Annotated in this window: 22 protein-coding genes and 2 tRNA genes; 11 read left to right on the top strand and 13 right to left on the bottom strand. The window is 68.5% G+C overall.

From position 1 onward, the window contains the following. The first annotated feature begins 4 nt into the window (after positions 1-4). Positions 5-820: a phosphonate ABC transporter, permease protein PhnE gene (gene phnE / locus FWJ24_RS06215; RefSeq protein ID WP_246155566.1), complete on the top strand. Its 816-nt coding sequence runs from the start codon at positions 5-7 to the stop codon at positions 818-820. A 165-nt stretch (positions 821-985) separates the two neighbouring features. Here the strand turns inward: phnE (FWJ24_RS06215) and FWJ24_RS06210 are convergent, their stop codons facing one another. From FWJ24_RS06210 to FWJ24_RS06175, 8 genes are all read right to left on the bottom strand, one after another. Further along, entirely contained in the window at positions 986-2,038 is a 1,053-nt protein-coding gene (locus FWJ24_RS06210; RefSeq protein ID WP_150286927.1) for an ABC transporter ATP-binding protein, read from the bottom strand. A gap of 10 nt (positions 2,039-2,048) precedes the next feature. Then, positions 2,049-4,181: an ABC transporter permease gene (locus tag FWJ24_RS06205; protein ID WP_246155565.1), complete on the bottom strand. Its 2,133-nt coding sequence runs from the start codon at positions 4,179-4,181 to the stop codon at positions 2,049-2,051. Between the two features lie 18 nt (positions 4,182-4,199). Further along, on the bottom strand, positions 4,200-5,234 hold the full coding sequence (locus FWJ24_RS06200) for an ABC transporter substrate-binding protein (protein ID WP_150286926.1): 1,035 nt from the start codon (positions 5,232-5,234) through the stop codon (positions 4,200-4,202). Between the two features lie 89 nt (positions 5,235-5,323). Next, entirely contained in the window at positions 5,324-6,142 is an 819-nt protein-coding gene (gene phnE / locus FWJ24_RS06195; protein WP_150286925.1) for a phosphonate ABC transporter, permease protein PhnE, read from the bottom strand. A 9-nt stretch (positions 6,143-6,151) separates the two neighbouring features. Next, a complete protein-coding gene (phnE, locus tag FWJ24_RS06190; RefSeq protein WP_150286924.1) occupies positions 6,152-6,961 on the bottom strand; it encodes a phosphonate ABC transporter, permease protein PhnE in 810 nt (269 codons plus the stop codon). Next, the gene (gene phnC, locus FWJ24_RS06185; protein WP_150286923.1) at positions 6,958-7,767 is read right to left on the bottom strand and encodes a phosphonate ABC transporter ATP-binding protein; all 810 of its coding nucleotides are present in this window, start codon (positions 7,765-7,767) and stop codon (positions 6,958-6,960) included. The genes phnE (FWJ24_RS06190) and phnC overlap by 4 nt, the downstream gene beginning before the upstream one ends. Before the next feature lie 69 nt (positions 7,768-7,836). Continuing rightward, positions 7,837-8,787 (bottom strand): phosphate/phosphite/phosphonate ABC transporter substrate-binding protein, encoded by a 951-nt coding sequence (phnD, locus tag FWJ24_RS06180; protein ID WP_150286922.1) that lies wholly within the window; start codon positions 8,785-8,787, stop codon positions 7,837-7,839. 326 nt (positions 8,788-9,113) lie between these two features. Next, positions 9,114-9,198: transfer RNA gene (locus tag FWJ24_RS06175), tRNA-Tyr, on the bottom strand. Positions 9,199-9,558: 360 nt separating this feature from the next. On the opposite strand from FWJ24_RS06175, the gene FWJ24_RS06170 reads away from it, so the two are divergent. After that, positions 9,559-10,278, top strand: a complete 720-nt coding sequence (locus FWJ24_RS06170; RefSeq protein WP_342788602.1) for a TrmH family RNA methyltransferase — start codon at positions 9,559-9,561, stop codon at positions 10,276-10,278. Positions 10,279-10,426: 148 nt separating this feature from the next. Next, positions 10,427-10,501: transfer RNA gene (locus FWJ24_RS06165), tRNA-Thr, on the top strand. Between the two features lie 97 nt (positions 10,502-10,598). On the opposite strand, the gene FWJ24_RS06160 is transcribed toward FWJ24_RS06165, so the two are convergent. Further along, positions 10,599-12,572: a methyl-accepting chemotaxis protein gene (locus FWJ24_RS06160; protein WP_166443603.1), complete on the bottom strand. Its 1,974-nt coding sequence runs from the start codon at positions 12,570-12,572 to the stop codon at positions 10,599-10,601. A gap of 327 nt (positions 12,573-12,899) precedes the next feature. Between FWJ24_RS06160 and FWJ24_RS06155 the strand changes: the two genes are divergently transcribed. From FWJ24_RS06155 to FWJ24_RS06140, 4 genes are all read left to right on the top strand, one after another. Continuing rightward, the gene (locus FWJ24_RS06155; protein WP_150286919.1) at positions 12,900-13,883 is read left to right on the top strand and encodes an MBL fold metallo-hydrolase; all 984 of its coding nucleotides are present in this window, start codon (positions 12,900-12,902) and stop codon (positions 13,881-13,883) included. Between the two features lie 83 nt (positions 13,884-13,966). Next, positions 13,967-14,782 (top strand): NAD kinase, encoded by an 816-nt coding sequence (locus FWJ24_RS06150; protein WP_150286918.1) that lies wholly within the window; start codon positions 13,967-13,969, stop codon positions 14,780-14,782. A gap of 166 nt (positions 14,783-14,948) precedes the next feature. Then, on the top strand, positions 14,949-15,461 hold the full coding sequence (locus FWJ24_RS06145; RefSeq protein WP_150286917.1) for a response regulator: 513 nt from the start codon (positions 14,949-14,951) through the stop codon (positions 15,459-15,461). A gap of 8 nt (positions 15,462-15,469) precedes the next feature. Beyond that, positions 15,470-16,051, top strand: coding sequence for an Hpt domain-containing protein (locus FWJ24_RS06140; RefSeq protein WP_150286916.1), 582 nt, complete (start codon positions 15,470-15,472; stop codon positions 16,049-16,051). A 20-nt stretch (positions 16,052-16,071) separates the two neighbouring features. On the opposite strand, the gene FWJ24_RS06135 is transcribed toward FWJ24_RS06140, so the two are convergent. Beyond that, complete coding sequence (locus FWJ24_RS06135) at positions 16,072-17,469, bottom strand: DUF2336 domain-containing protein (RefSeq protein ID WP_150286915.1); 1,398 nt, start codon at positions 17,467-17,469, stop codon at positions 16,072-16,074. Continuing rightward, positions 17,469-18,629 (bottom strand): PABP-interacting PAM2 motif-containing protein, encoded by a 1,161-nt coding sequence (locus FWJ24_RS06130; protein WP_150286914.1) that lies wholly within the window; start codon positions 18,627-18,629, stop codon positions 17,469-17,471. Before FWJ24_RS06130 ends, FWJ24_RS06135 begins: the two co-directional genes overlap by 1 nt. A gap of 122 nt (positions 18,630-18,751) precedes the next feature. Between FWJ24_RS06130 and FWJ24_RS06125 the strand changes: the two genes are divergently transcribed. Both FWJ24_RS06125 and FWJ24_RS06120 read left to right on the top strand, forming a co-directional pair. Continuing rightward, on the top strand, positions 18,752-19,267 hold the full coding sequence (locus tag FWJ24_RS06125; protein WP_150286913.1) for a MaoC family dehydratase: 516 nt from the start codon (positions 18,752-18,754) through the stop codon (positions 19,265-19,267). A 23-nt stretch (positions 19,268-19,290) separates the two neighbouring features. Continuing rightward, positions 19,291-20,169, top strand: a complete 879-nt coding sequence (locus tag FWJ24_RS06120; RefSeq protein ID WP_150286912.1) for an HpcH/HpaI aldolase/citrate lyase family protein — start codon at positions 19,291-19,293, stop codon at positions 20,167-20,169. 19 nt (positions 20,170-20,188) lie between these two features. Here the strand turns inward: FWJ24_RS06120 and FWJ24_RS06115 are convergent, their stop codons facing one another. Beyond that, entirely contained in the window at positions 20,189-20,794 is a 606-nt protein-coding gene (locus FWJ24_RS06115; RefSeq protein ID WP_150286911.1) for a flavin reductase family protein, read from the bottom strand. 133 nt (positions 20,795-20,927) lie between these two features. Here FWJ24_RS06115 and FWJ24_RS06110 point away from each other — a divergent pair, with 133 nt between their 5' ends. After that, positions 20,928-21,782, top strand: coding sequence for a hypothetical protein (locus tag FWJ24_RS06110; protein WP_150286910.1), 855 nt, complete (start codon positions 20,928-20,930; stop codon positions 21,780-21,782). Between the two features lie 198 nt (positions 21,783-21,980). Next, on the top strand, positions 21,981-22,217 hold the full coding sequence (locus tag FWJ24_RS06105; protein WP_150286909.1) for an Lrp/AsnC ligand binding domain-containing protein: 237 nt from the start codon (positions 21,981-21,983) through the stop codon (positions 22,215-22,217). Positions 22,218-22,300: 83 nt separating this feature from the next. Here FWJ24_RS06105 and FWJ24_RS06100 read toward each other — a convergent pair whose 3' ends face one another. Further along, positions 22,301-22,969, bottom strand: a complete 669-nt coding sequence (locus tag FWJ24_RS06100) for a lectin (protein WP_150286908.1) — start codon at positions 22,967-22,969, stop codon at positions 22,301-22,303. Positions 22,970-23,047: the final 78 nt, after the last annotated feature.

The raw sequence follows: 23,047 nt of genomic DNA, 5'->3' as shown, positions 1-23,047 counted from the left end.
CCGCATGAGCACCGCCATGCCCTCCTCCGCTGCGACCTCCTCCACCGCCGTGCCGCGCTGGGAGCGGCCAGGGGCCATCACCTTCGCGCTTTGGGTGCTGGCATTGGCCTTCCTGATCTGGTCCTTCACCAGCGTCGGGCTTTCCTGGGAGCGGATGCTGCGCGGCATTCCCGCGCTCGGCTCGATGCTCCAGCGCATGTTCCCGCCGGATCTCGAGCGCCTGCCGCAGATCCTGTGGTCGCTGCTCGTCACGTTCCAGATGGCGCTGGTCGGTTGCGCCCTCGGGCTGGTGCTCGCCTTCCCGATCGCGATCCTCGCGGCGGAGGGACTTTCCCCGCATCCGGCGGTGCGGCTCCTGGCGCGCGGGCTGATCGCGCTGTTCCGCACCGTGCCGGATCTGGTCTGGGCGCTGCTCTTCGTCATCGCGGTCGGGCTCGGGCCGGCGGCGGGGGTGATGGCGATCATGGTCGACAAGATCGGCTTCGCCGGCCGCTTCTTCGCCGAGGCGATGGAGGAGGTTGACAAGGGGCCGCAGGAGGCGCTCGCGGCGATCGGCGCCACGCGGCTCGGGGTGATCGTCTCGGCGATCGTGCCGCAGGCATTGCCCTCCTTCGTGGCTACCTCGCTGTTCAGCCTCGAAAAGGCGGTGCGCGGCTCGGTGATCCTCGGGCTCGTCGGCGCCGGCGGCATCGGCGTCGAACTGAAGGTCGCGTTCGACCTCTTTGATTACGACACCGCGGCGACGATCATCATCGCGATTTTCGTGCTGGTGGTGGCGGTCGAGCAGGTCTCGAACCGGATCCGCCGGGCGCTGATCTGAGCCGGACACGCATCGCGCACATCCGCGTGTGCCCCCTGCCGCCCGGCGCCGGATGCGGTAAGGAGGAATGGCCCGGCGCATGGTCGGGCCGTCGAGGATCACCCGTGCCGCCCCGCCGACGCGACGGGCCGCGCGCTGCTGCGCCATTTCGGCCGGCCATAGGGCTCAGGCGAGCGGGATCGCCGCGCCGGGATCGGGCACCAGTTCGACCGCGCTGCCTGGCGACAGGACCGGCTCCGACGAGGGCCGGACGACCAGAACCTCGCCCCAGGGCGCCGTCAGCACGTATTCGTGGCTCGGCCCGACGAAGGCGACCCGCGCGACGCGGCACGCCGCGCCGCCCGCCGCCGCGCGCAGGGCGATGCGGTCCGGGCGGATGGCGAGGCAGCGTGCCTCCGGGGGCAGCGCGAGCGCGCCGAGCGCGAGCACGACGCCCTCGCGCTCGAACAGCACCTCGCCACCCGCCGTCCGGAAGGCGCCGTCGATGAGATTGGCCTCGCCGATGAAATCCGCAAGGAAGCGGCTCGCCGGGCGGTGATAAAGCTCCTGCGGCGCGCCCTCCTGCGCGATCACGGCCCGGTCCATCACGATCACCCGATCGGACACCGCGAGCGCCTCCTGCTGGTCATGCGTCACATAGAGCACCGTGAGGCCGAGTCGCTTCTGAAGCTCGCGGATCTCGTCGCGCACCACGCGGCGCAGGCGGGCATCGAGATTGGAAAGCGGCTCGTCGAACAGCAGCACGCGCGGTTCGAGCACGATCGCCCGCGCCACCGCGACGCGCTGCTGCTGGCCGCCGGAGAGCTCGGAGGGCAGGCGGTTCTCGAGCCCGGCGAGCCCCACCAGCGCGAGCTTCTCGCGCGCCATCGCCTCGGCCCGCGCCCGCGGCACGCCCGCAGCACGGGGGCCATACATGCAGTTCTCCAGCACGTTCATGTGCGGAAACAGCGCGTAGGACTGGAACACCATGGAGACGTCGCGCTCCGCCGCGCCGCGCCGCGTCACGTCCTCGCCGCCGATCAGCACCTGCCCGGCGCTGGCGATCTCGAGCCCCGCCACCAGCCGCAGGGTCGTCGTCTTGCCGCAGCCGGACGGGCCGAGCAGCGTCGTCAGCGTGCCGGCCTCGATCCGGAACGAGACATCGCGGACCGCAACGGCCTCGCCCCAGCGCTTCCAGACATTGCGGAACTCGACGGAGGCGGCGCGGGATGACGACACGGGAGGCTCCTCAACGGGCGGTGACCGGCGCGCCGGCGGGCGCCGCGGCCAGCCGGCCCGGCTTGCGCTCGCCGACGACCCGCTGGATCAGCAGCACGACGGCGAGCATGAACAGGATCAGCAGCGTCGAATAGGCGATGGCGAGCGGGTATTCGCCCGCCTCGACGCGGTTGACGATATAGGCCGTTGCCATGTTGAACCGGGCCGTGACGAGAAAGACGATCGCACTCACCGCCGTCATCGCGTTGACGAAGGAATAGACGAGCGTCGAGATGATCGCCGGTTTCAGGAGCGGCAGGATCACGCGGCGCACGGTGGTCCCGGTCCTGGCGCCGAGCGTGGTCGAGGCCTCGTCGAGCGAGCGGTCAATCTGCGCCAGCGCCGCGATGCCGGCGCGCACCCCGACCGGCATGTTGCGGAACACGAAGCACAGGATGAGGATCAGCCCCGTGCCGGTGATCTCGATCGGCGGCACGTTGAAGGCGAGGATATAGGCGACGCCGATCACCGTGCCGGGAATCGCGAAGGAAAGCAGCGTCAGGAATTCGAAGATCCGCCGGCCGGCGAAATCATGGCGCGCAAGCACATAGGCCGTCAGCAGCCCGACAGCAGCGGTCAGCGGCGCGGCGATCGCCGAGACGGCAAGGGTCACGAGGAAGGAATCCCAGGCCGAACCCGCGAGGAACAGCCCCTGCCCGCGCCATTCGATCTCGAAGCCGGTGTGGAAATGCGCCCAGGTCAGCGTCATGTCCCCGCGCCCGATATCCTGCACGAAACCGCCCGCGGCGATGATCCCGTAGACCGCCACGGTGAGGAGCAGCCAGGGTAGCACCGCCCCCAGCGCCAGCGCGCGCACCGGAGACGGCAGCGATGCCGGCATGCCGGCATCGCCCTTGCCCGTCACGGTGACATAGGAGGCGCGGCCGAGCCAGACGGTCTGGAGCCAGAACGCGGCGAGCGTCAGCGCCAGCAGGATCAGCGCCAGCACTGCCGCCCGGCCCGGATCATGCTGCGCACCGGCGACCGCGAAGAAGATCTTGGTCGAGAGCACCTCGAACGAGCCGCCGAGCACCAGCGGATTGCCGAAATCCGACAGGCTCTCGACAAAGGCGAGCAGGAAGGCCGCCGCGACCGCCGGCCGCAGCAATGGCCAGGTCACGGTCCGGAACAGCCGCAGCCGGGAGGCTCCGAGGATCTGCGCCGCCTCCTCCAGCGCCGGCGCGATGCCGCGGATGGCGCCGCGCAGGATGAGATAGGAAAGCGGCGTCTGCGACAGGACCTGGCTGATCAGCACGCCCGGCAGGCCGTAGATCCAGCGCGAGCGGCCGATCCCGAAACAGCCGTCGAGCGCCGAGGTCACGATTCCCGTGCGTCCGAACAGGATGATCAGCGCCAGCGCGATCACGAAGGGCGGGGTGATGATCGGCAGGATCGACAGCGCGTCGAAGAGCCGCGCATGCCGGATGCCGCCGCGCGTGGCAAGCAGCGCGAAGGCAAGGCCCAGCGCGGTGGAGAGGATGCCGGTCAGGATGCCGAGCCAGATCGTGTTGAGGACGACGCCGCATTCGCGCGTGCCGAGCAGGCAGCCGGCGGACCAGATGTCCGGCGCCGAGATCCGCCGCAGGAACAGCGCGAAATCCGGCCGCCCCGCCGGATCGACGAAGGCGCCGAGCAGCACCCGCGCCACGGGGAAGAACACGAAGAGCAGGACGAGCGCGAGGATCGTCACCGTGACGGTCGCGACCCAAGGATCGGCCTTGAAGGCGCCGGCCGCCGCGCAGCCGCGCGCGAGCAGCAGGATCAGCGCCGCCGCGAGCAGGGCGGCCCCAAGCCCCCAGGGCGGAACCGGCAGCCCTTCGGCAAAGCCGACGGCAAACAAGGCTCCAAGCCCCAGCCCGGCGAGCACCGCCCGCACAGGGCCTTGCGCCGGCCGCAGCATGCCCGCCAGCGCCGCGCCGAGCAGGCAGAGCGCTGCCAGCGCCAGGCTCCAGTAGCCGGACAGCGCGAGGCCGAGACCGCTCGCGCCGCCGGTGAAGGCGTAAGGCAGGGCGAGGAAGGCAAGCGCCGCGAGGCCCGCCGGCAGGGCCTCCGCCCGGAGGCCTGTCCCGGCGGCGGCGCGCATGGTTTCGCCGCCGCGGCGCATGAAGATCCGCCTGCCGCCTCAGCGCTTCGGCGCGTTGCGGATCTCGGCATCCCAGCGCGCCAGCAGGCGGGTGCGCTCCGCCGAGGAGCCGTATTTCGCGAAATCGTAATCGATCAGCTTGATCTCGGAGAGTTTCGGCGCCTGTTCCGGAACCGGAGCATTGCGGTTCGAGGGAACCTGATAGGCCTTGGCCTGCGCGCCGATCGCCTGCGCCTCGGGGGTCAGGGCCCAATCGTAGAATTTCTTGGCGTTCTCGAGATTCTTCGCGCCCTTGATGATCGACATCGAGCCGATCTCGTAGCCGGTGCCCTCGCAGGGCGAGACGATCTTGACCGGGGCGCCGGCCACGGCCTGCGTCACCGCATCATGCAGGAAGGTGATGCCGATCAGGCTCTCGCCGGTGGCGGCAGCGCGCGCCGGCGCGGCGCCGGATTTGGTGTACTGGTTCACGTTCCGGTGCATCTCGCGGAGGAAGGCGAAGGCCTTGTCCTCGCCGAGGAGCTGCACCAGCGTCGCGACCTTGGTATAGGCGGTGCCGGAGGAATTCGGGTCCGCGACCTGGATCTCGTCCCGATATTCGGGCCGGGTGAGATCGGCCCAGCATTTCGGCTCCGGCAGGTTGCGGCGCGCGAGCTGCTGGGTGTTGTAGGAATAGCCGAGCGCGCCGGCATAGATGCCGACGGTGCGGAATTTCGATTGCTCCGCCTGCCGCACCGCCCAGGGCTGGAGATCGGCGAGGCGCGGCGAGCGATATTCGAGGGTAAGCCCCTCCTCCGCCGCCTGGAGATGGGGATCGCCGGTGCCGCCCCACCAGACATCGCCGCGCGGATTGGCGGCCTCGGCCTTGATCTGCGCGAAGGTCTCGCCGGAGGATTTGCGCGTCATCGCGACCTTGATCCCGGTGGCGCGCTCGAAGGCCTGCATCATCGGCCGGCACCATTCCTCCTGGACGGTGCAATAAACGACGAGTTCGCCCTGCGCCTGCACCGGCTGGCCCGCAAGACCGGCAAGCGTGAGCGCGGCGAGCGCCGCAGACGACAGGATGGAGCGCATGACCGACCTCTTGAGTGTAGCTTCAGCCATCCCCCGATAGCCGCGGCAGGTGACAGTTCCGCGACAATCCCGGCCGGCGCGCGGCGCGCTCAGATGATCGCCTTGCGGACCTTCGCCGTCACCCATTCGCTCACAACGACGGTGACGAGGATCAGCAGCAGGATCAGCGAGACCTGCGGCCAGGCGAGCGTGTTCAGGGAGCTTTCGAGCGCGAGCCCCAGCCCGCCGGCGCCGACCAGCCCCAGCACCGTCGATTCCCGGATATTGATGTCCCAGCGGAAGACGCTGATCGTCGCGAAGGCGGGCATGATCTGCGGCCAGATGCCGTAGCCCATGATCTGCGCCTGGCTCGCCCCGGTGGCGCGGATCGCCTCGACCTGGCTCTCGTCGATCTCCTCGATCGCCTCGTAGAGCAGCTTGCCGATGAAGCCGATGGAGCGCAGCGCGATGGCGATGATGCCGGCGAGCACGCCCGGCCCGAGCACCGCCACGAGCAGCAACCCCCAGATCAGCGCGTTGATCGAGCGCGAGGCGACGATGATGAACAGCGCCACCGGGCGGATCAGCGCCGCGCTCGGGGTGGTGTTGCGCGCGGCGAGGAAGGCGAGCGGCGTGGCAAGGAGGATGGCGATCAGCGTGCCGAGGGTCGCGATGTTGATCGTATCCCAGAGCGGCATCCAGAGCTGATCGATATAGCGCCAGCGCGGCGGCAGCATGCGGCCAAAAATATCCTGCGCCTGGCGCGGCGCGTCGGAGACGAAGGCCCAGATCGTGTCGGCGGTCATCACCCGCCAGCAGAGTATCGTCAGCGCGACAAGCGCGAGCCAGCCGAGCCAGCGCAGCCGCTGCTGCCCCGGGGTCAGCAGGCGCCAGTGCCGCGCGCCCGTCTCGCCGATCGTGATCGCCATGGCAGATCCTCAGGCCATCGTCTTGCGGATCCAGCCGGAGGCGTATTCGCACAGCATCACGATCACGATGATGATGAGCAGGATCGCCGCGGCGGATTCGAATTCATACCGGTCGAGCGCGGTGTTGAGCGTCGCGCCGATGCCGCCGGCGCCGACGATGCCGATCACCGAGCTTTCGCGGAAATTGATGTCGACCTTGTAGGCGGTCAGCCCGACGAAGCGCGGCATGACCTGCGCCGCGACCGCGTAATCGAGCACCTGCCAGAAGCCCGCGCCGGTCGCCCGCACGGCCTCGACCTGGGCGGGATCGATCTCCTCGATATCGTCGGCGATCAGCTTCGACAGGAAGCCGATGGTCGAGATCGAGAGCGTCAGGAACCCGGCAAAGGTCCCGAAGCCGAACATCGCCACGAACAGGATCGCGACGATGATCTCCTGGAAGGCGCGTGCCACGGCGATGACGGCGCGGCAGATTGCATAGAGCCAGAACGGCGCGACGTTGCGCGCCGCGCCGAGCCCGATCGGCAGCGCGAGCACGATGCCGAACACCGTGGCGCAGACGGTCATCGTCAGGCTCTCGATCAGCCCCTGCTGGATATCCGTCCAGCGCGAGGTGAAATCCGGCGTCAAGAACCCGGCGAAAAGCCGCGCCGCACGCACCAGCCCCTCGGAGACGCGCTGCCAATTGACCTCGATGGTCGCGAAGGCCAGCACGAGATAGAGCACCAGCCCGGCGAAGATCGCAAGCCGCAGGGCGGCGCCCTCGACAAGGCGCGGCCGCTTCCAGACGCGCGGCGGGGCGATCGCCGCGCCGGTCATGCCGCTTCCCCGGCCGGCAGCCCGGCTTCCTCGTCCTCTTCCTCCTCGCGCGGCGAGGTCCGGGTCCAGTCCTCCTCGCCGTAGATCCGGGTCAGCACTTCCGGCGTGAGCCCGGCGGCCGGGCCGTCATAGACGATCTCCCCGGCGCGCAGACCGATGATCCGCGGCAGGAACATCTGCGCCAGCGCGACGTCATGGATATTGACGATCGCGGCAAGGCTGCGCTCGGCGCACAGCTCGGTGATGAGCCGCATCACCTGCCGCGAGGTCTTGGGGTCGAGGCTCGCGGTGGGCTCGTCCACGAGAAGCAGTTCCGGATCCTGCGCCAGCGCGCGCGCGATGCCGACCCGCTGGCGCTGCCCGCCCGAAAGCGCATCGGCGCGCTTGTCGACATGGTCGCTGAGCCCTACCCGGTCGAGCAGCGCGAAGGCGCGCTGGACATCCGCCTCGGGGAAACGCCGGAACCAGCTTGCGAAGAACCCGACATAGCCAAGCCGGCCGGAGAGCACGTTCTCCATCACCGTCAGGCGTTCGACCAGCGCGTATTCCTGGAAGATCATGCCGATCCGCCGCCGCGCCCGGCGCAGCGCGCCGCCCGAAAGCGCCGTCAGATCGACATCACCGAGCAGGATGCGCCCCGCGCTCGGATCGACAAGCCGGTTCACGCAGCGGATCAGCGTCGATTTCCCGGCGCCGGAGGGACCGATCAGCCCGACGATATCGCCGCGCCCCAGTTCGAGCGAAACGCCCTTCAGCGCCCGGTCACCGGTCTTGTAGCGCTTCTCGAGATGATCGATGACGAGCACGATGGCCGGCCTCCCCCCAAAAAGAACCGCCCGGCACGTTACGCCGGGCGGGGCAAACGGCAAGCGCGCTTACTTGCACTCGTAGGAAATGCCCATGGCCTTGTCGATATCGCGGACGACCTGCCATTTGTCCTTGAACGAGATCTCCATGAACTTCTGCTGCGGCGGATCCGACTTCTCGAACTCCTTGAGCAGCTCCGACCCTTCCCACTTGAAGGTGAAGAAGGCTTCCTTGATCTTGGCCTGCAGCTCGGGCTTGAGGTTGTAGACGGTGCCGTAGCCCGTGGTCGGGAACGCGGCCGAGGCATAGATGACCTTGATCTGGTCGGCCTTCACGGCATTGCGCGCGATCATCCGGTCCTTGACCGAGGAGGCGATCGCCGCGGCCGGGTAATCCTTGTTGGCGACGCCAAGGATCGAATTGTCGTGCTTGCCGGAAAAGACGGGCTCGAAATCCTTCTTGGCTTCCATCTTGAACTGGTCGCGCAGCAGGGCGGACGGCGCCTTGTAGCCCGAGTTCGAGGTCTCGGAGGTGAAGGCCATCTTCTTGCCCTTGATATCCTCGATCTTCTCGATGCCCGAACCCGGATGGGTGATGATCTCCATCTTGTAGCCGAACTCGTCCTTGAGCGAGGCCATCATCGCGAAGGGGCGGAAGCCCGCGCAATTGACTGCGATCGGGTTCGAGCCGGTGTTGAAGCCCGCCACATGCAGGCGGCCGGCGCGCATCGCCTCGATCTGCGCCGCGTTCGACTGGACGGGGAAGAACTGCACCTTCTTGCCCGTGACCTTCTCCATATGCTTCAGGAACCCGTCCCAGACCTTGGCGTAGACGGCGGGATCCTCGACCGGGGTGTAGGCGAAGACCAGCACCGGCGGATCGATCTGCTCGGACGGATTGGTCGGGATATCGGCGAGAAGATCGCCGTCCGCATCCTTGAAGCGGGCATCGAGCGCCAGCGCGCTGGCCCCCATCGAAACGGCAAAGGCGCCAGTCAGGACAATGCGTCGCGAAATCATCGGTAGCCTCCCTCGAAAACCTGCCCGTCCGGATCATGTTTTAATGACAGATTGATGACAGCGCCGGTCCGCCGCCGGCGCGGCACGCCCCTGCTCGCACGCCTCGGAGGCTCGCCGGAAAAGCAGCGAATGGACGGCAGGACGTGCAGAAGATGCGGGATGGTGGGGGAAGTAGGAACCTCGAAACCACCACACCTAAGTGCCTGTATATCAACAGAATCAATGACATGGACCGTTGATCTGGGTACGCAATTGGGGTACGCAGCGGGGACGCAGAGACCAAAAAGTGACCTCTAAGCCATTGATAAATAAGGGAATGAATAAGGTGGTGGGGGAAGTAGGACTCGAACCTACGAAGGCATAGCCAGCGGATTTACAGTCCGCCCCCTTTGCCGCTCGGGACATTCCCCCTTCGCAAGCGACGATCGGCCGCGCGCGAGGCGGCGTTATGGCCAGAGCGGCCCGAGGTGTCAATCTTTTCGCGGAGCCGGCGCTGCATTTTCGCACCACGCGCGGCGGGGCGGGCCGCAATCATCGACAAGGCGCGCGCTTCGGCCTAAGCGGATGCTCATGAAGCCGCCCGCACGCTCCCGCCCCGCCCCGCCCCGCCCCCCGAAGCGCGCGCGCGCGCCGGCGCCTATGCAGACGCCGGACACCGCACCCGGCGCAATGGTCAAGGGCAGGCCCGAGGATAAAGGCAGGCAGCAGGACAAGGACCGGCCACGCGACAAGAGCCGTTTCGCGCCGAAACCGAGACCGCCGAAACCGGCCATGGCCGAGGATTCGGACGTGCTCTACGGGATCCATTCGGTGCGCGAGGCGCTTCTCAATCCGCGCCGGCGCCATCGCCGGCTGCTCGCCACCGAGAACGCGCTCCAGCGCCTCGCGGAGGGGATCACGCTGCCGCTCGCCCCGGAGATCGTGAAGCCTGAGGCGATCAACCGACTGCTGCCGGCGGATGCGGTGCACCAGGGTGCCTGGCTTGAAACCGAGCGCCTTCCCTATCTCCGCCCGGAGCGGCTGCCGCAGGACCGGATCATCGTCGCGCTCGATCAGGTGACCGATCCGCACAATGTCGGGGCGATCCTGCGTTCGGCGGCAGCTTTCGGCGTCGGGGCACTGCTCACCACCTTCCGCCATTCGCCGGAACTCTCCGGCGTGCTCGCCAAGGCGGCCTCCGGCGCGCTCGAACATGTGCCGATCGCCGGCGTCACCAATCTCGGCCGGGCGCTGACGGAGCTGCGCGCCGCCGGCTACCAGGTGATCGGCCTCGATTCCGAGGCGCCCGAACCGATGCACGCGCTGGTGCCGCGCCTGCCGCTGGTGCTGGTGCTCGGCGCCGAGGGGCGCGGCCTCCGGCAATCGACGCGGGCGCTCTGCGACCATCTGGCGCGGCTCGACCTGCCCGGCGCGATCCGGAGCCTCAATGTCTCGAACGCCGCCGCGATCGCGCTCTACGCGGTGACGCAGGGGCTCGCGCGCGGCGGGTGACCCGCCCGGACGGCTGGCCGATCCTCCCGAGGGCGGAACAAGCACCGCGGGAGACGCGCCGCGCGGGTTTCTGCGGCCCCGCGGATCCCTTCCCCGCCGCGTGGCAGATGGTTGCGCGGCGGAAGCGAATGCGAGATAGAGGGCGCATGCCGGTGTAGCACAGCGGTAGTGCAGCGGTTTTGTAAACCGAAGGTCGGGGGTTCGATCCCCTCCGCCGGCACCAGCCGCCCTCGGCCCGCCCAGTGTTCGGCCCGCCCGAAGCGGAAACCGCCGCGCAAACGGCGCGGCGGCTCGACAGCGAAGGCGCGGGATCGGGACCGTCAGGCCGCGCGGACATCCTCAAGGAATCGCGAGACCACCGTTTCGAGCGAGCTTGCCTCGGACGCCACGGTCTGCGCCGCCTGGGCGACTTCGGCCGCCGCCTGGCGGCTCGAACCGGCGCGGGTCTCGGCATCGCGGATCGCCGTGGCCCCCTCCGCCGAGGAGCGGGCCGCCTCGTTGACATTCTCGCTGATCGTCGCGATGGCGCTCGACTGCTCCTCGACCGCCGAGGCGACGCTGGCGGCGATGGTGCTCATCTCGGACAGGATGCCGCCGATCTGCGAGATCGCCTGGCTGACATCCCCCGACGAAGCCTGGATCGATGTGATTTTCTGCACGATATCCTCGGTGGCGCGCGCGGTCTGGCTCGCGAGCGCCTTGACCTCGCTCGCGACGACCGCGAAGCCCTTGCCCGCCTCGCCGGCGCGCGCCGCCTCGATGGTCGCGTTGAGCGCGAGCAGATTGGTCTGCCCGGCGATCGAGCGGATCAGTTCGACGACATCGCCGATGCGGTCCGCCTCGCTTGCAAGCTCGGTCATCATGCTGGTCGCGCGTTCGGATTGCTTGACCGCGCTGTCGGCGACCTCGGTCGAACGCACCGCCTGACGCGACACTTCCTCGACCGATTTCGACAATTGTTCCGCCGCCACCGCAACCGAGGAAACCTCGCGCGAGGCGGTGGCGGTCGCCTTGCCGGCGATCTCGGCCTGGGATGTCAGGCTGCGCGAATCTTCGTCGAGCGTCTCGGAAGCACTCCGCATCGCGGCGGCGCTGCCCTTGAGATGGTCGAGCGCCGCGCCGATCGCGGTGCCGAATTGCGAGATGGCGGCCTCCACGCGCTCGGCACGGGCCAGACGCTCGGCACCCTCGCGCTCGGCGGTCTCGGCGAGCCGGGCCCGCTCGACGATCGAGGCCTGGAAAACCTCCAGCGCGCGGCTCATGTCGCCGATCTCGTCGCCGCGCGCACGGAAGGGAATCTCGACATCGCTCTCGCCATCCGCCACCCGACGCATCGTGGCGGCGAGATGCATCAGCGCCTTGCCGATCGAACGACCGATCAGCAGCACCATGGCGATCGAAAGCATTGCCGCGAAGGCCGCCGAGGCGAGCGCGAAATTCGCGGCTTGGACCTCGGCGGCGGCGCTCTCCCGCCGCGCTGCGGCCTGGCGGGCCTCCGCCCGCTCCCGCAGGGCCGCCACCGCGCCGATCGCACCGCGCGCATCGGCGACGACGGCATCGCGGGCCGCGCGCTCGTTCTCAACCCCCCGGCGCCAGGCGCTAAAGGCACTGCTCTGCTTGCCAACCGAATCGAGGAGCATATCCGCCTGGCCGCGATCGAAATCGGCCATCTTCAGCCGCTCTGTCAGGCCCGAGCGCATGAAGTCGATCCGGGTTTCGAGCTTGGGATCACGCTTCCAGCGGTAGCGCAGTTCGACGCCGCGCAGTTCCGCATAGGCTGCGGAGATGGGACGGAAGCCCTCATGCGTGGAGACCGCGCCGTCAAACAGCGCCGAGAGAACCTCGGTCATCTTGTCGAGATCGTCGGTCAGGCCGTCGGAACTGGTGCGGCCGACGGTCTCGACCTCCTGGCGGAGCTTCTCGAAGCCGGCCTTGATCTTCTGCAGGCGGGTATCGAGCACGGTGACGCTCTCGCGCATCTGCGGATCGTCCGAGGCCTTGAGCTGGTCGAGCGCCTTCTGCGCCGCGCCGAGATCAACCCCGATCGAACGCTCGACATTCGCCGAACGGCTTTCGAGATAGGAATTGATCTGGGCATTGGCGAGCGTCAGCGCGCTGTTGGCCTGATCGGCGAGTTCCTGCTCCTGTCGTGCCCGCTCATAGACCGCATCGGCGTCGTGGAGGATGCCTTGCGAATAGGTGTTCAGCGCCAGCGTGAGCAGCAGCCCGAGAATCGGACCGATGACGATCATGGCGATCTTCCAGGCGATCGACTTTCCGAAACGCCCGAACACGCGACTGCTCCAATGACGAACCATGTCGGCTCCCCCGCCCATGCGCGATTGGCCAGCTTCTGCCGACCCCGTTCGAAGACGGTTGCATCCAAAGCTTTAGAAGCGGTGAATGCGCCGTTATCGCCCGCTTCCGGCACGCTTTCGGCGCAATCTGGGCGGGTTTTTACCGCAGAATCACGCTGTAGTCGTTGTTTGTCTCTGCCCTGTCCTCTTGGCGAAATCGGCCGGCGCCCAATGTGACCGTCAGCGCGAAAACGAATCATGCGCTCTGTCCGTCGAGCCGATTGCGCATCAGGCTCGCCGGCGTGCCAGCCCGAGGAGATCACGATGACCCAATCCCGCCGTTCGTTCTTCATCAGCGCGGCCGCCGGTGGCACCGCGCTCGTCGCTGCCCCGGCCATCCTGCCCGGAACCCGCCGCGAGGCCCTCGCCCGGGCACCGATCGCCGGCACCAGCGCGCCGGCCTTCTACCGTTTCAAACTCGGCGAGTTCGAGGTGACGGCGTTGCACGAGGGCGAATTCACGCGCCCGCTCGATGCCGGCTTCGTCCGCAACACGCCGCTCGACGAGGTCCAGAAGGTGCTCGCCGAGAGCTTCCTGCCGACCGACCGGCTGACGATCAGCTTCACGGCGCTGCTCGTCAACACCGGCAGCAAGCTGGTGCTGATCGATACCGGCTTCAACGACAATGGCGGACCGACCAATGGCCGCGCCGTCGCGGCGATGAAAGCGGCCGGGATCGAGCCGGGCCAGGTCGACACCGTCCTGATCAGCCATTTCCATGCCGACCATCTCCAGGGCCTGCGCAACAAGGCCGGCCAGATCGTCTATCCCAATGCCGAGATCATGGTCCCGGAACAGGAATGGGCCTTCTGGATGGATGACGCGCGCATGGCCGCCGCGCCGGAGGCGATGAAGGGCGCCTTCCAGGGCGTGCACCGGGTGCTGAAGCCCAATGCCGCCGATGTGAAACGCTTCAAATGGGGCGACGAGGTCGTGACCGGCATCACCGCCATCGATGCCTCCGGCCACACGCCGGGCCACACCGCCTTCGCGATCGTCTCGGGCGGGCAGCGGATGATGTATGTCGCGGATGTCACCAACACCCCGGTGCTCTTCGCCCGCAACCCGGATTGGAAGGTGATGTTCGACATGGAGGCCGACAAGGCGGTGGCGACGCGCAAGCGCATTCTCGACATGGCGGCGGCCGACAAGCTCCGCCTCTCCTTCTACCATGCCTCGTTCCCGGCCACGGGCTTCATCGCCAAGGACGGCGGCGGCTACCGCTTCGTGCCCGCGCAATGGTCGTGAGGCGGTTGCGCCCGCGCGCCTTGCGCTCGGGGCCCCCGCATAGCATCGTGCCCCCGGGATCGACCTGACTCGGGGGCCTTTTCGTGGCGGATGACCAACAACCGGAACGCGGACCGGCCCTCGACAGGCCCCGGCCCGCGCCGCGCCTCGCCTTCCTCGCCTCCAACGCCCCGGATGCGCAACTTGCCGCGAAACGGCTGACGCGGTTCTACGGCGCCGAGCCGCCCGAGACGGCGGATGTGATCGTGGCGCTCGGCGGCGACGGCTTCATGCTCCAGACGCTGCACCGGTTCCTCGGCACCGAGAAGCCGATCTACGGAATGAATCGCGGCTCGGTCGGGTTTCTGATGAACGAGTTCCGCGAGGACGGGCTGATCGAGCGGATCGTCGCGGCCGGGCGCTCCGTTGTCCACCCGCTGACGATGCACGCCACCGACATCCGGGGCCGCACGATCGAGGCGCGGGCGTTCAACGAGGTTTCGCTGCTCCGGCAATCCTACCAGGCGGCGAAACTCGAAATCGCGATCGACGACAAGATCCGCCTCGCGGAACTGGTCGCGGACGGGGTTCTCGTCGCGACACCGACCGGTTCGACCGCGTATAATTTCTCGGTCAACGGCCCGATCCTGCCGCTCAACGCGCCCCTGCTGGCGCTGACGCCGATCTCCGCCTTCCGGCCGCGGCACTGGCGCGGCGCAATCCTGCCGGACACGGCGCGGATCACCATCCGCGTGCGCGAGCCCGACAAACGCCCGGTGGCGGCGGTGGCGGATCATTTCGAGCAGCGCGACACGGCGGAGGTGGTGGTCGGCATGGAGCGCGAGGTCAATCTCGTCATGCTCCATGACCCAGGCCACAGCCTCGAGGAGCGGATCCTCAACGAGCAGTTCGGCCATTGAGGTCCGGGCCGGGATAGCGGCGCGGCGGAGGCCGTTTTTAGCGGGCGTTAACGGTCTTTGCCTATGGTTGCCGCGTCGCAGAAGCGGCACCGGTCGGGATCGTTCAGTTTCGCGTCGCGGATCCCCGGCCGACGGCAGAATCCGTGACGCGAGACCAGGGCTCGTGATGTTTCGCGTCGATTGCAGCCGCCTGCGCTTCCTGATCATCGATGACAACGCCTATATGCGCCGCATCATCCGCACCCTGCTGCACGGGTTCGGCACGCGCGAGGTGTTCGAGGCGGAGGACGGGGCGGCCGGGCTCGAGGCCTTCGCCACCCATCTCCCCGATGTGGTGATCACCGATTGGTCGATGCCCGTCTTCGACGGGATCGAGCTGACCAAGATGATCCGGCAGCCGGATACCAGCCCGAACCCGTTCGTGCCGATCATCATGATCACCGGCTATGCCGAGCGGAACCGGGTTTTCGAAGCGCGCGATGCCGGCGTTTCCGAGATGCTGGTCAAGCCGATCTCGGCCAAGGGGCTCTACCAGCGCATCGCCAAGGTGGTGCTCAATCCGCGCCCCTTCATCCGCACCGAGAATTATTTCGGCCCGGACCGGCGCCATCTCGTCAAGGCGGACCAGTACAAGTCCCGCGGCATGGCGGCGAACTACATGAATTCCGGTAACGCGTGAGGATCGACATGAGCAATCCCCAGGACGAGAACGCCCCTGTCGACGCCAATATCGAACAGGATTTCGGCGATACCCGCGTCATCCATCTCGGCGGCACCCTGCGCGCCAAGGCGGCAGTGCGTTCGGCCGATGCCGGTGGCGTCGACGAGATGTCGGTCGCGGCGGCCGATGCGGCGATGAAGGATCTCTCCGCCGATTTCCAGAACTGGATGGGCGACGAGGTCAACCGGCTGATCGCCGCCTACGAGGTGTTCCGCGATTCGCCCTCCGACAATCGCGACGTCACCAAGCTTTTCCGCGCCGCGCATGATATCCGCGGCCAGGCGGCGGTGTTCGGCTACCCGATCGCGGCGGAGATCGCGGGCTCGCTCTCGAAGCTTCTCGACAAGATCGAGCCGGATTACCTGCCGATCCAGCTGATCTCGCACCATGTGGATGCCGTGAAGGCGATCTACCGCAACAATATCCGCGATTATGCCAACCCGGTCGCGACGCAGATCATCCACAATCTCCGCCGCGCCATCGACCGCGTCGTCGAGGCGCGCCAGAAGGCAATGATGGAAGAGATGCGGATCCGTCGCTCCGGCTGAGCCGGATCCGGTTCCGCCCGTCAGGCAGCCCGGCTCCGGCCGGGTTTTTCGTTGGCATTGCGCGCCGGCACCGCCGGCACGCGCGAGGGATCCCGCTCCGCCTTCCAATCGGCGATGATCGTCGCGAGATCGGGGATCGGTTCGTCGAGCACCAGCCCGCGCGCGCGCAGGATGCGGCGATCGGCGGGAGGCGCTTCTGCCGCATCCGACCCGGCAAGGGCCAGCATGGCAGGGCCGATCTCCGGCGGCAGCAGACTCGGCAGGGTCCGGGTGGCCTCGCGGCGCAATGCCTCGCCGAGCCGGCGCGCATCGGCGCGCGCCGCCTCGGCGCCGAAGCGGCGGAGCAGCGCGATGAGCCGCGTCGTCTCCTCCGAGGGCGCGGCAAGGCAGGCAGCTTCCGCCGCGCGGATCACCGGCAGCAGGAACTCCGCCCGATCCCCCTCCTGACGGGGCTGCGCAGCAGCAGCGCGGGTGGCCGCCACCAGCACGGGGACGAGATAGCCGGGCAGCCCGGCGCGTGTCATCAGCGCCGCCAGCGCCGCTTCGGATCGGCCGCGCAGCATGCCGGCAACGCGCGCGGCGCCGAGCCCGGTCAGATCCGCGAGCGCCAGCCCCAACAACGCGAGATCGCCGGCGAGCACGGCCCGGAACAGCAGCATCGGCGTGAGGAAGCCGTTGTCGCGCAAATAGGCGACGAAGCCGGGAAGCTCCCGCCCCGCGCGCCGGGCGATCGCCAGCGTGCCGGCGAGCAGCTCCTCATCAAGCCCGCGGGCGCTGCGGGCCGGGCTCAGGAACCCGCCGGAGGTCGCAAACCGCCCGAGCGCATCGGCGAGGCCGAGCATCAGCCGGTGGCGCACCGCGGGCGGCAGTTCGGGGCGGGCGGCCAGGATCGTGCGCAGGCGCGGCCTGTCCCCGAACCTTGCGGCGATGGCGAGAAGATCGGCCTCGGCGATCTCGGCGCCGTGATTGCCAACCAGCGCCAGACAGGGTTCGAAATCGCCGCGCGCGACGAGCGCAGCTGAGACGGCGGAGGGCACCGCCGCCCGCAAGGCGATGGCGATGCAGGCGAGCGGCCCGGCATGGGCGGCCAGTTCGATGAGGTCTGCCTCGGTCAGGAGCGGCGACCGCGCGACCAGCACCGCCGAGACCTCCGGCTCGTCGCCGGCGAGACCGAGGACAAGATGACGCGGCGCATCGGCGCGGGATGCGAGCACCAGCGCCAGCGCACGCCGCACCGACGGCGCGGGATCGTCGAGCACCAGCGTCAGCGCCGCATCCACGGCGCGCGGATCCTCCGCCCCGGCGGCGCCCTCGAACACCGTCTCCGCGAAAAGGCGCACCGCCTCGGCGCGCTCGCGCGGGCCGGCCTGGTCCATCCAGCCGAGAAAGGCGGAAACAAGTCCCGGTCCGGCGCGCATCAGCCCCTCTTGCGCAGCATGCGGCCGAGTTCGAGCGCCTGCCCGGCCTTGCCGAGGAAGGACGGCCGCACCGGCGGCAGCGGCGCCTCGACCGCCTCGTAGCGGCGGGAACCGATCGGCCTGGGGCTCGCAGGCTCCTCGTCCGCGCGCGCCTCGAAGGCTGCAAGCGGGCTCGTCGGCAGGTCCTCGACGGTTTCGGAGGGCGGCGCCGAGATCGGGCCGATCGCCGCGACCTTAACGCCGTCACCGCGCGGGAAGAACGAGGGCGCGTTCGGGTTGAGGCGGGATTCGGCGATCGTCATCCAGGTCTTGCGCAGGTTGCCGGCCGCCGCCGTATTGCCGCCCGAGGTGAAGAAGCCCGTGGCCGTGGCCTCGCGGCGGATCTGGCCGGTCATCGTCACATTGCGCGCCGGGGCGATGGCGAGCGGTGAGCGGGTGGCCGGGCCGGCCTCGGCCTGCGCCGAAGCGGTCACGCCACCAGCCTGCGCCACGACGGGCAGCGCGGTATCGGCGCCGTCATGGTAGGAAACGAGCCGGGAATAGACCTCGCGGGCCGAGCGCGCCCGACCGTTGCGGTCGAAGAAGATCGGCCGGTTGGCGGAAGCGGCATCCGGGAACGCGCTCGCCGCGGCGCGCTCGGGATTGCCGGAGGCCATGGTGATCAGCTCCCGTGCGCCGCCCGCCCCGAGGAAATGCGCGATATAGAGTTCGCCGCCGCTCGGCTCCCGGCCGAGCGCCTCGCGCAGGGAGGCGCGATTCTCGCGGGTGAACAGCCCCGCGAGCTTGGCCGACAGCGCCGGATCCTTGCGCAGGGCGAGGATCTGCTGGCGCGCCTCCGCCTCCGGCACGACATAGCGGCCGGAGCCGTCGCGCTGGATGGCGTTGGCCTGATCGGTCAGCCCGAGATCGGGCCCCTGCCGCTTGACGAGCCCGAGCCAGGTCTGTTCGATGAACTGGAACAGGCCGGTGGCGCTCGACGTCGAGGCCCGCGCATCCGGGTTGAGATTGGATTCGCGCTTCGCCGTCTTGACGAGATAATCGAAGGAGACCCCGGTCGCGTCCGCCGCCGAGCGCAGGGGCTGCGCGAGCGGATGGTCCGCCTGCGGTGTGGGCGGCACGGCGGCAGCGCCCTGCGTCGGCTGCTTCGAAAACAGGAACATGGTCCCTCGCCCCCCGCCGGGCGCCGTTCCTCGCCGTGCCCGCTCTTGAACTTTCCTCGGTTATGGTAAACGAGCCCTTAATCCGCCCGCCGCGCGGCGGGCCGGAAAGCCCGGAGGATCCCATGCCATCGCCCTTCCCCGCGCCGGCCGCACCCTGGCAGCCCGGCACCCGGCACCCGCGCGGCGGCCGCTATTTCGAGGATTTCAAAGCCGGCGAACTGATCCGGCACGGCCTGGTGCGGACCGTGACGCAGATGGACAACATGCTGTTCTCCAACATGACGCTCAATCCGCAGCCGCTGCATATCGACGCCGCCTTCTGCGCCGAGGAGACGGAATGGGGGCGGCCGCTGATGAATTCGCTGTTCACGCTCGGGCTGATGATCGGGATCTCGGTCTCGGACACGACCGTGGGCACGACGATCGCCAATCTCGGCATGAGCGAGGTGAAATTCCCGGCGCCGGTCTTCGAGGGCGACACGATCCATGTGACGACCGAGGTGCTCGGCAAGCGCGAATCGAAATCGCGTCCCGATGCGGGGATCGTCGAACTCCATCACCGCGCCTATAATCAGGACGGCGTTCTCGTGGCGGAATGCCGGCGCCAGGCCTTCATGCGCCGGGCGCCCGCCGGCTGATTCCCCCAGACAGGAGCCCGACCTTGCGCTCGCTTCTCTTCGTTCCCGGCGACGATGCTCGGAAGATCGCCAGGGGGCTCGCTTCCGGCGCGGACGCGCTGATCCTCGATCTCGAGGATTCGGTGGCGCCCGCGCGCAAAGAGGCGGCGCGCGGGCTTGTCCGGGAGACGCTTGCCGCCCGGCAGCCCGACGGGCCGCGGCTCCTGGTGCGGGTCAACGCCCTGCGCTCCGGCGAGATCGCCGCCGATCTCGACGGCGTCATGCCGGGCCGGCCGGATGCGGTGATGCTGCCGAAATGCGAGGGCGGCGCGGATATCCAGCATCTCGGCGCGCTCATCGCGGTGCGCGAGGCCGAGCACGCGATCGGCGACGGCGCGACCGGCATCATCGCGATCGCCACCGAGACGCCGCTGGCGCTGTTCAGGCTTGGCACGATCCCCGGTGCGTCGCTGCGGCTCCAGGGGCTGACCTGGGGCGCGGAAGACCTTGCCGGCGCGGTCGGCGCCGAGCGGAACCGGGGCGAAGCGGGCGCGTATACGGCGCCGTTCCAGCTCGCGCGGTCGCTGGCGCTGTTCGCCGCCGCCGCCGCCGAGGTGCCGGCGATCGATTCGGTCTATGTCGATTTCCGCGATGAGGCCGGCCTGCGCGCCGAGGCCGAAGCCGGGCGGCGCGACGGATTCACCGCGAAGATGGCGATCCACCCCGCGCAGATCGCGATCATCAACGCGGTCTTCACCCCCGATTCGGCGATGATCGCGCATGCGGCGCGGATTGTGGCCTTGTTCGCGGCCAACCCGGACCAGGGGGTGATCGGCCTCGACGGCCAGATGGTCGACCGGCCGCATCTCGTGCAGGCCGAGCGCATCCTCGCCCGCGCGCGGGCGGCGGGGCTGCCGGTCTGAGCGCCGCGCCCGGCGGGTTTCAGCCGATGCGCGGCCTATCCAGCGCGAAGACGCGCTCGACCGCCGCGTAATCCATGTAGCCGAGCCGGGCGAGCTGGCGCAGGGCGAGCGGATCGACCTGCCCGTCTTTCAGCACGGCATCGTCGACATGGATGCCCACCACCTCGCCCAGAACCAGCGTGTAGGGGCCGGCCACGCCGTCGAGCCCGGCGAGCGGGATCAACGCCGTCGTCCGGCATTCGAGCGCGGCCAGGATGCCCTTCACGCGCGGCGGGCGGACAAGCCGCGACGGTTCCATTTCGAGCCCGGCCTTCTCGAATTCGCTGATCCCCGGCGGATAGGCGCCGGAGGAGGCGTTCATCGCCGCCGCATCGCGTTCCGAAACGATGTTGCAGACGAATTCCCCGGTATCGCGCGCATTGGTGGCGCTGTCCTTCATGCCCTGCGAGGAGAAGCCGACGATCGCGGGCCGTTCGGAAAAGGCGTTGAAGAATGAATAGGGCGCGAGATTGGGCCTGCCCTCCGCCGAAAGCGTCGAGATCCAGCCGATCGGGCGCGGCGCCACCAGGGCCTTGAAAGGATCATGCGGAAGACCGTGATTGCGCAGGCGAGGCTCGTAGAACATGCGGGGTTCCGGGATTGGCGAAGAGCAGCCCAGCACATGGCGCTTCGCCACCTTTCGGGCAAGATCGCGTGGCTCAAGAGCCGGATACGGGCTCCGGACTTGCAGCCCGGCCCGGCGTGAAGGACAAGAGCGCATGGCGATGGCAGCGATTCCCGCGCTTCGGACGGCGTTTCTCGGCGCGCTTCTTGCGCTCGCCGCGGCGCATGACGCGCGGGCGCAATCCTTCGCGGCGCCGCGCACCGGCGTTCTCGCCCTGCGCGCGACCTATGGCGAGCGCGGCACCGAGATCCCCGATGATCTCGTCTGGCGCGTCTATGCCGTGCGCGGAACCGATGCCCAGCTCGTGCAGGAAACCGCCGCGCCGCGCCCGAGCTTCGTGCTCCAGGCCGGGCTCTACGCCGTGCATGTCAGCCACGGCCTCGCCACGGCGACGCGGCAGTTCAATGTGGGGGAGACCGGTGCGGTCTCGACCATCGCCATCAATGCCGGGGCCCTGACCGTTTCCGGCTATCTCGGCGTGCCGGAGCGGCCGATCGCGCCAGCGCGGCAGAAGCTCCAGGTCTTCATCCCCACCGCCAACAATTCGGAAGGCAAGTTCGTGACCGACGCGCTGCGCGCCGGCGCGCGGCTGATGCTGCCCGAGGGCACCTATCACCTCGTCTCGACCTATTCCGGATCGAATTCGGTCGTGCGCTCGGATGTCCGGATCGAGACCGGCCGCGTCACCGAGGCGATCGTCAACCATCGCGCCGCGACCATGACGCTCAAGCTCGTGCGCGAGCGCGGCGGGGTCGCGCTTGCCGGCGCCGAATGGACGATCGAGACCCCCGGCGGCGATATCGTCGCGGAGGCCGCCGGCGCCTTCCCCTCGGTTGATGTCGCGGAGGGCACCTACAATGTCCTCGCCCGCCACAATGACCGCGATTATCGCGGGCAGATGAAGGTGGAGGGCGGGATCAACCGCGATTTCGAGATCGTGGTGGAATAGGCAGTTGCTGCCGCGATTGGCTCGGCTATTCTTGAGCGCGAAATCGGGGTGTCGGTTCTTTTACGGCTCAAGCGGGCGCGGCGGCCGATCGCCCGAGGGGTATTTACTGGCCCCGTAAACCTGGTTCTGATCCTTCCGTAGCGCGAATGCGCGCCGGGCGGTCAGCCCGGAGCGCCGCGAAGCGGCAGGGATCACGACATGCAGACCTTCTTCGTCCAGATCAAATGCCAGCTCGGCAAGACCTATGCGGTCGCGACCGCCCTCGCCGATGCCGAGATCGCCTCGGAAATCTACTCGACCGCCGGCGATTTCGACATTCTCGCCAAGTTCCACCTCGATGACGCCCACGATATCGGCCATTTCGTCGGCGAAAAGGTGCAGGTGCTGCCCGGCATCCAGGACACGCGGACGGTGATCACCTTCAAGGCATTCTGAGAGCCGGGCGTTCTGACGGCGCGCCGGGAAGGTCGCGCGCCGCCGCGGCGCGAACGGGAACAGCTCCCTTCCGCCTCATTCGCCTAGTTGGCCACGAAGCAATAAAGCAGCCCGTTGCCGCCCGTCGCGCGGAGCGAGGTGCTGTCGCAGGCACGGGATGGATGCGAGGCGTTCCAGGATTTCGACGGCGCATCGTCGCGCAGCCCCATCCGATCATGATGGCCGACGAACGCCGAGCCCTGGCCGCCGCTCGTCCAGTTGTTGCAGGTCATGTCCTTGTCGGCCGCGAAGGCGGTCCCGTCGGCCTGGGTTCCGGTGAGGATATCGTGGTAGTTCACCACGAAGAGCCGGCTCATCACCATGCGGCCGGTCTCGGTGATGCCGGTCTCGACATTGATGTTCGCCTTGGCCGGATCATGCAGATCCGCGACATTCGCCGCAATCGTGACGCCGCGCGTGTTCACCCACGGCCCCTTGCCGATGCGGTCCCTCGCGTTGATCGCAGGCTTGCCGCCCATCGCCTGCTGGCTGAGATAGGCGCGCCAGGTCTTGGCCCCCGCACCGGCATTGGTCGCAAGGCGCTGGCAATGCGCGTCGGCGCCCTCGATCCCGCCGAAATTCGCGCCATCCGGACCCGGCTGCGAGGTGATGAAGAAGGTCATGTTCGGGAATTGCGGCGCCTGGGCGGCCGCGATCGTCGCGAAGCCAACCGACAACGCGGTCGAAAACAACACCGTTGAAACCTTGGCCACGTCGCTTCTCCCCTCAATTGACCCGTGTTTACGGGGCATGAGAAAAGTAGCGCGATACGCATCAAGCGTAGCGCGCCT

Source organism: Rhabdaerophilum calidifontis (genome assembly GCF_008641065.1).
Classification (GTDB): Bacteria; Pseudomonadota; Alphaproteobacteria; order Rhizobiales; family Beijerinckiaceae; genus Rhabdaerophilum; species Rhabdaerophilum calidifontis.
This window is presented reverse-complemented; position numbering and strand designations above follow the sequence as displayed.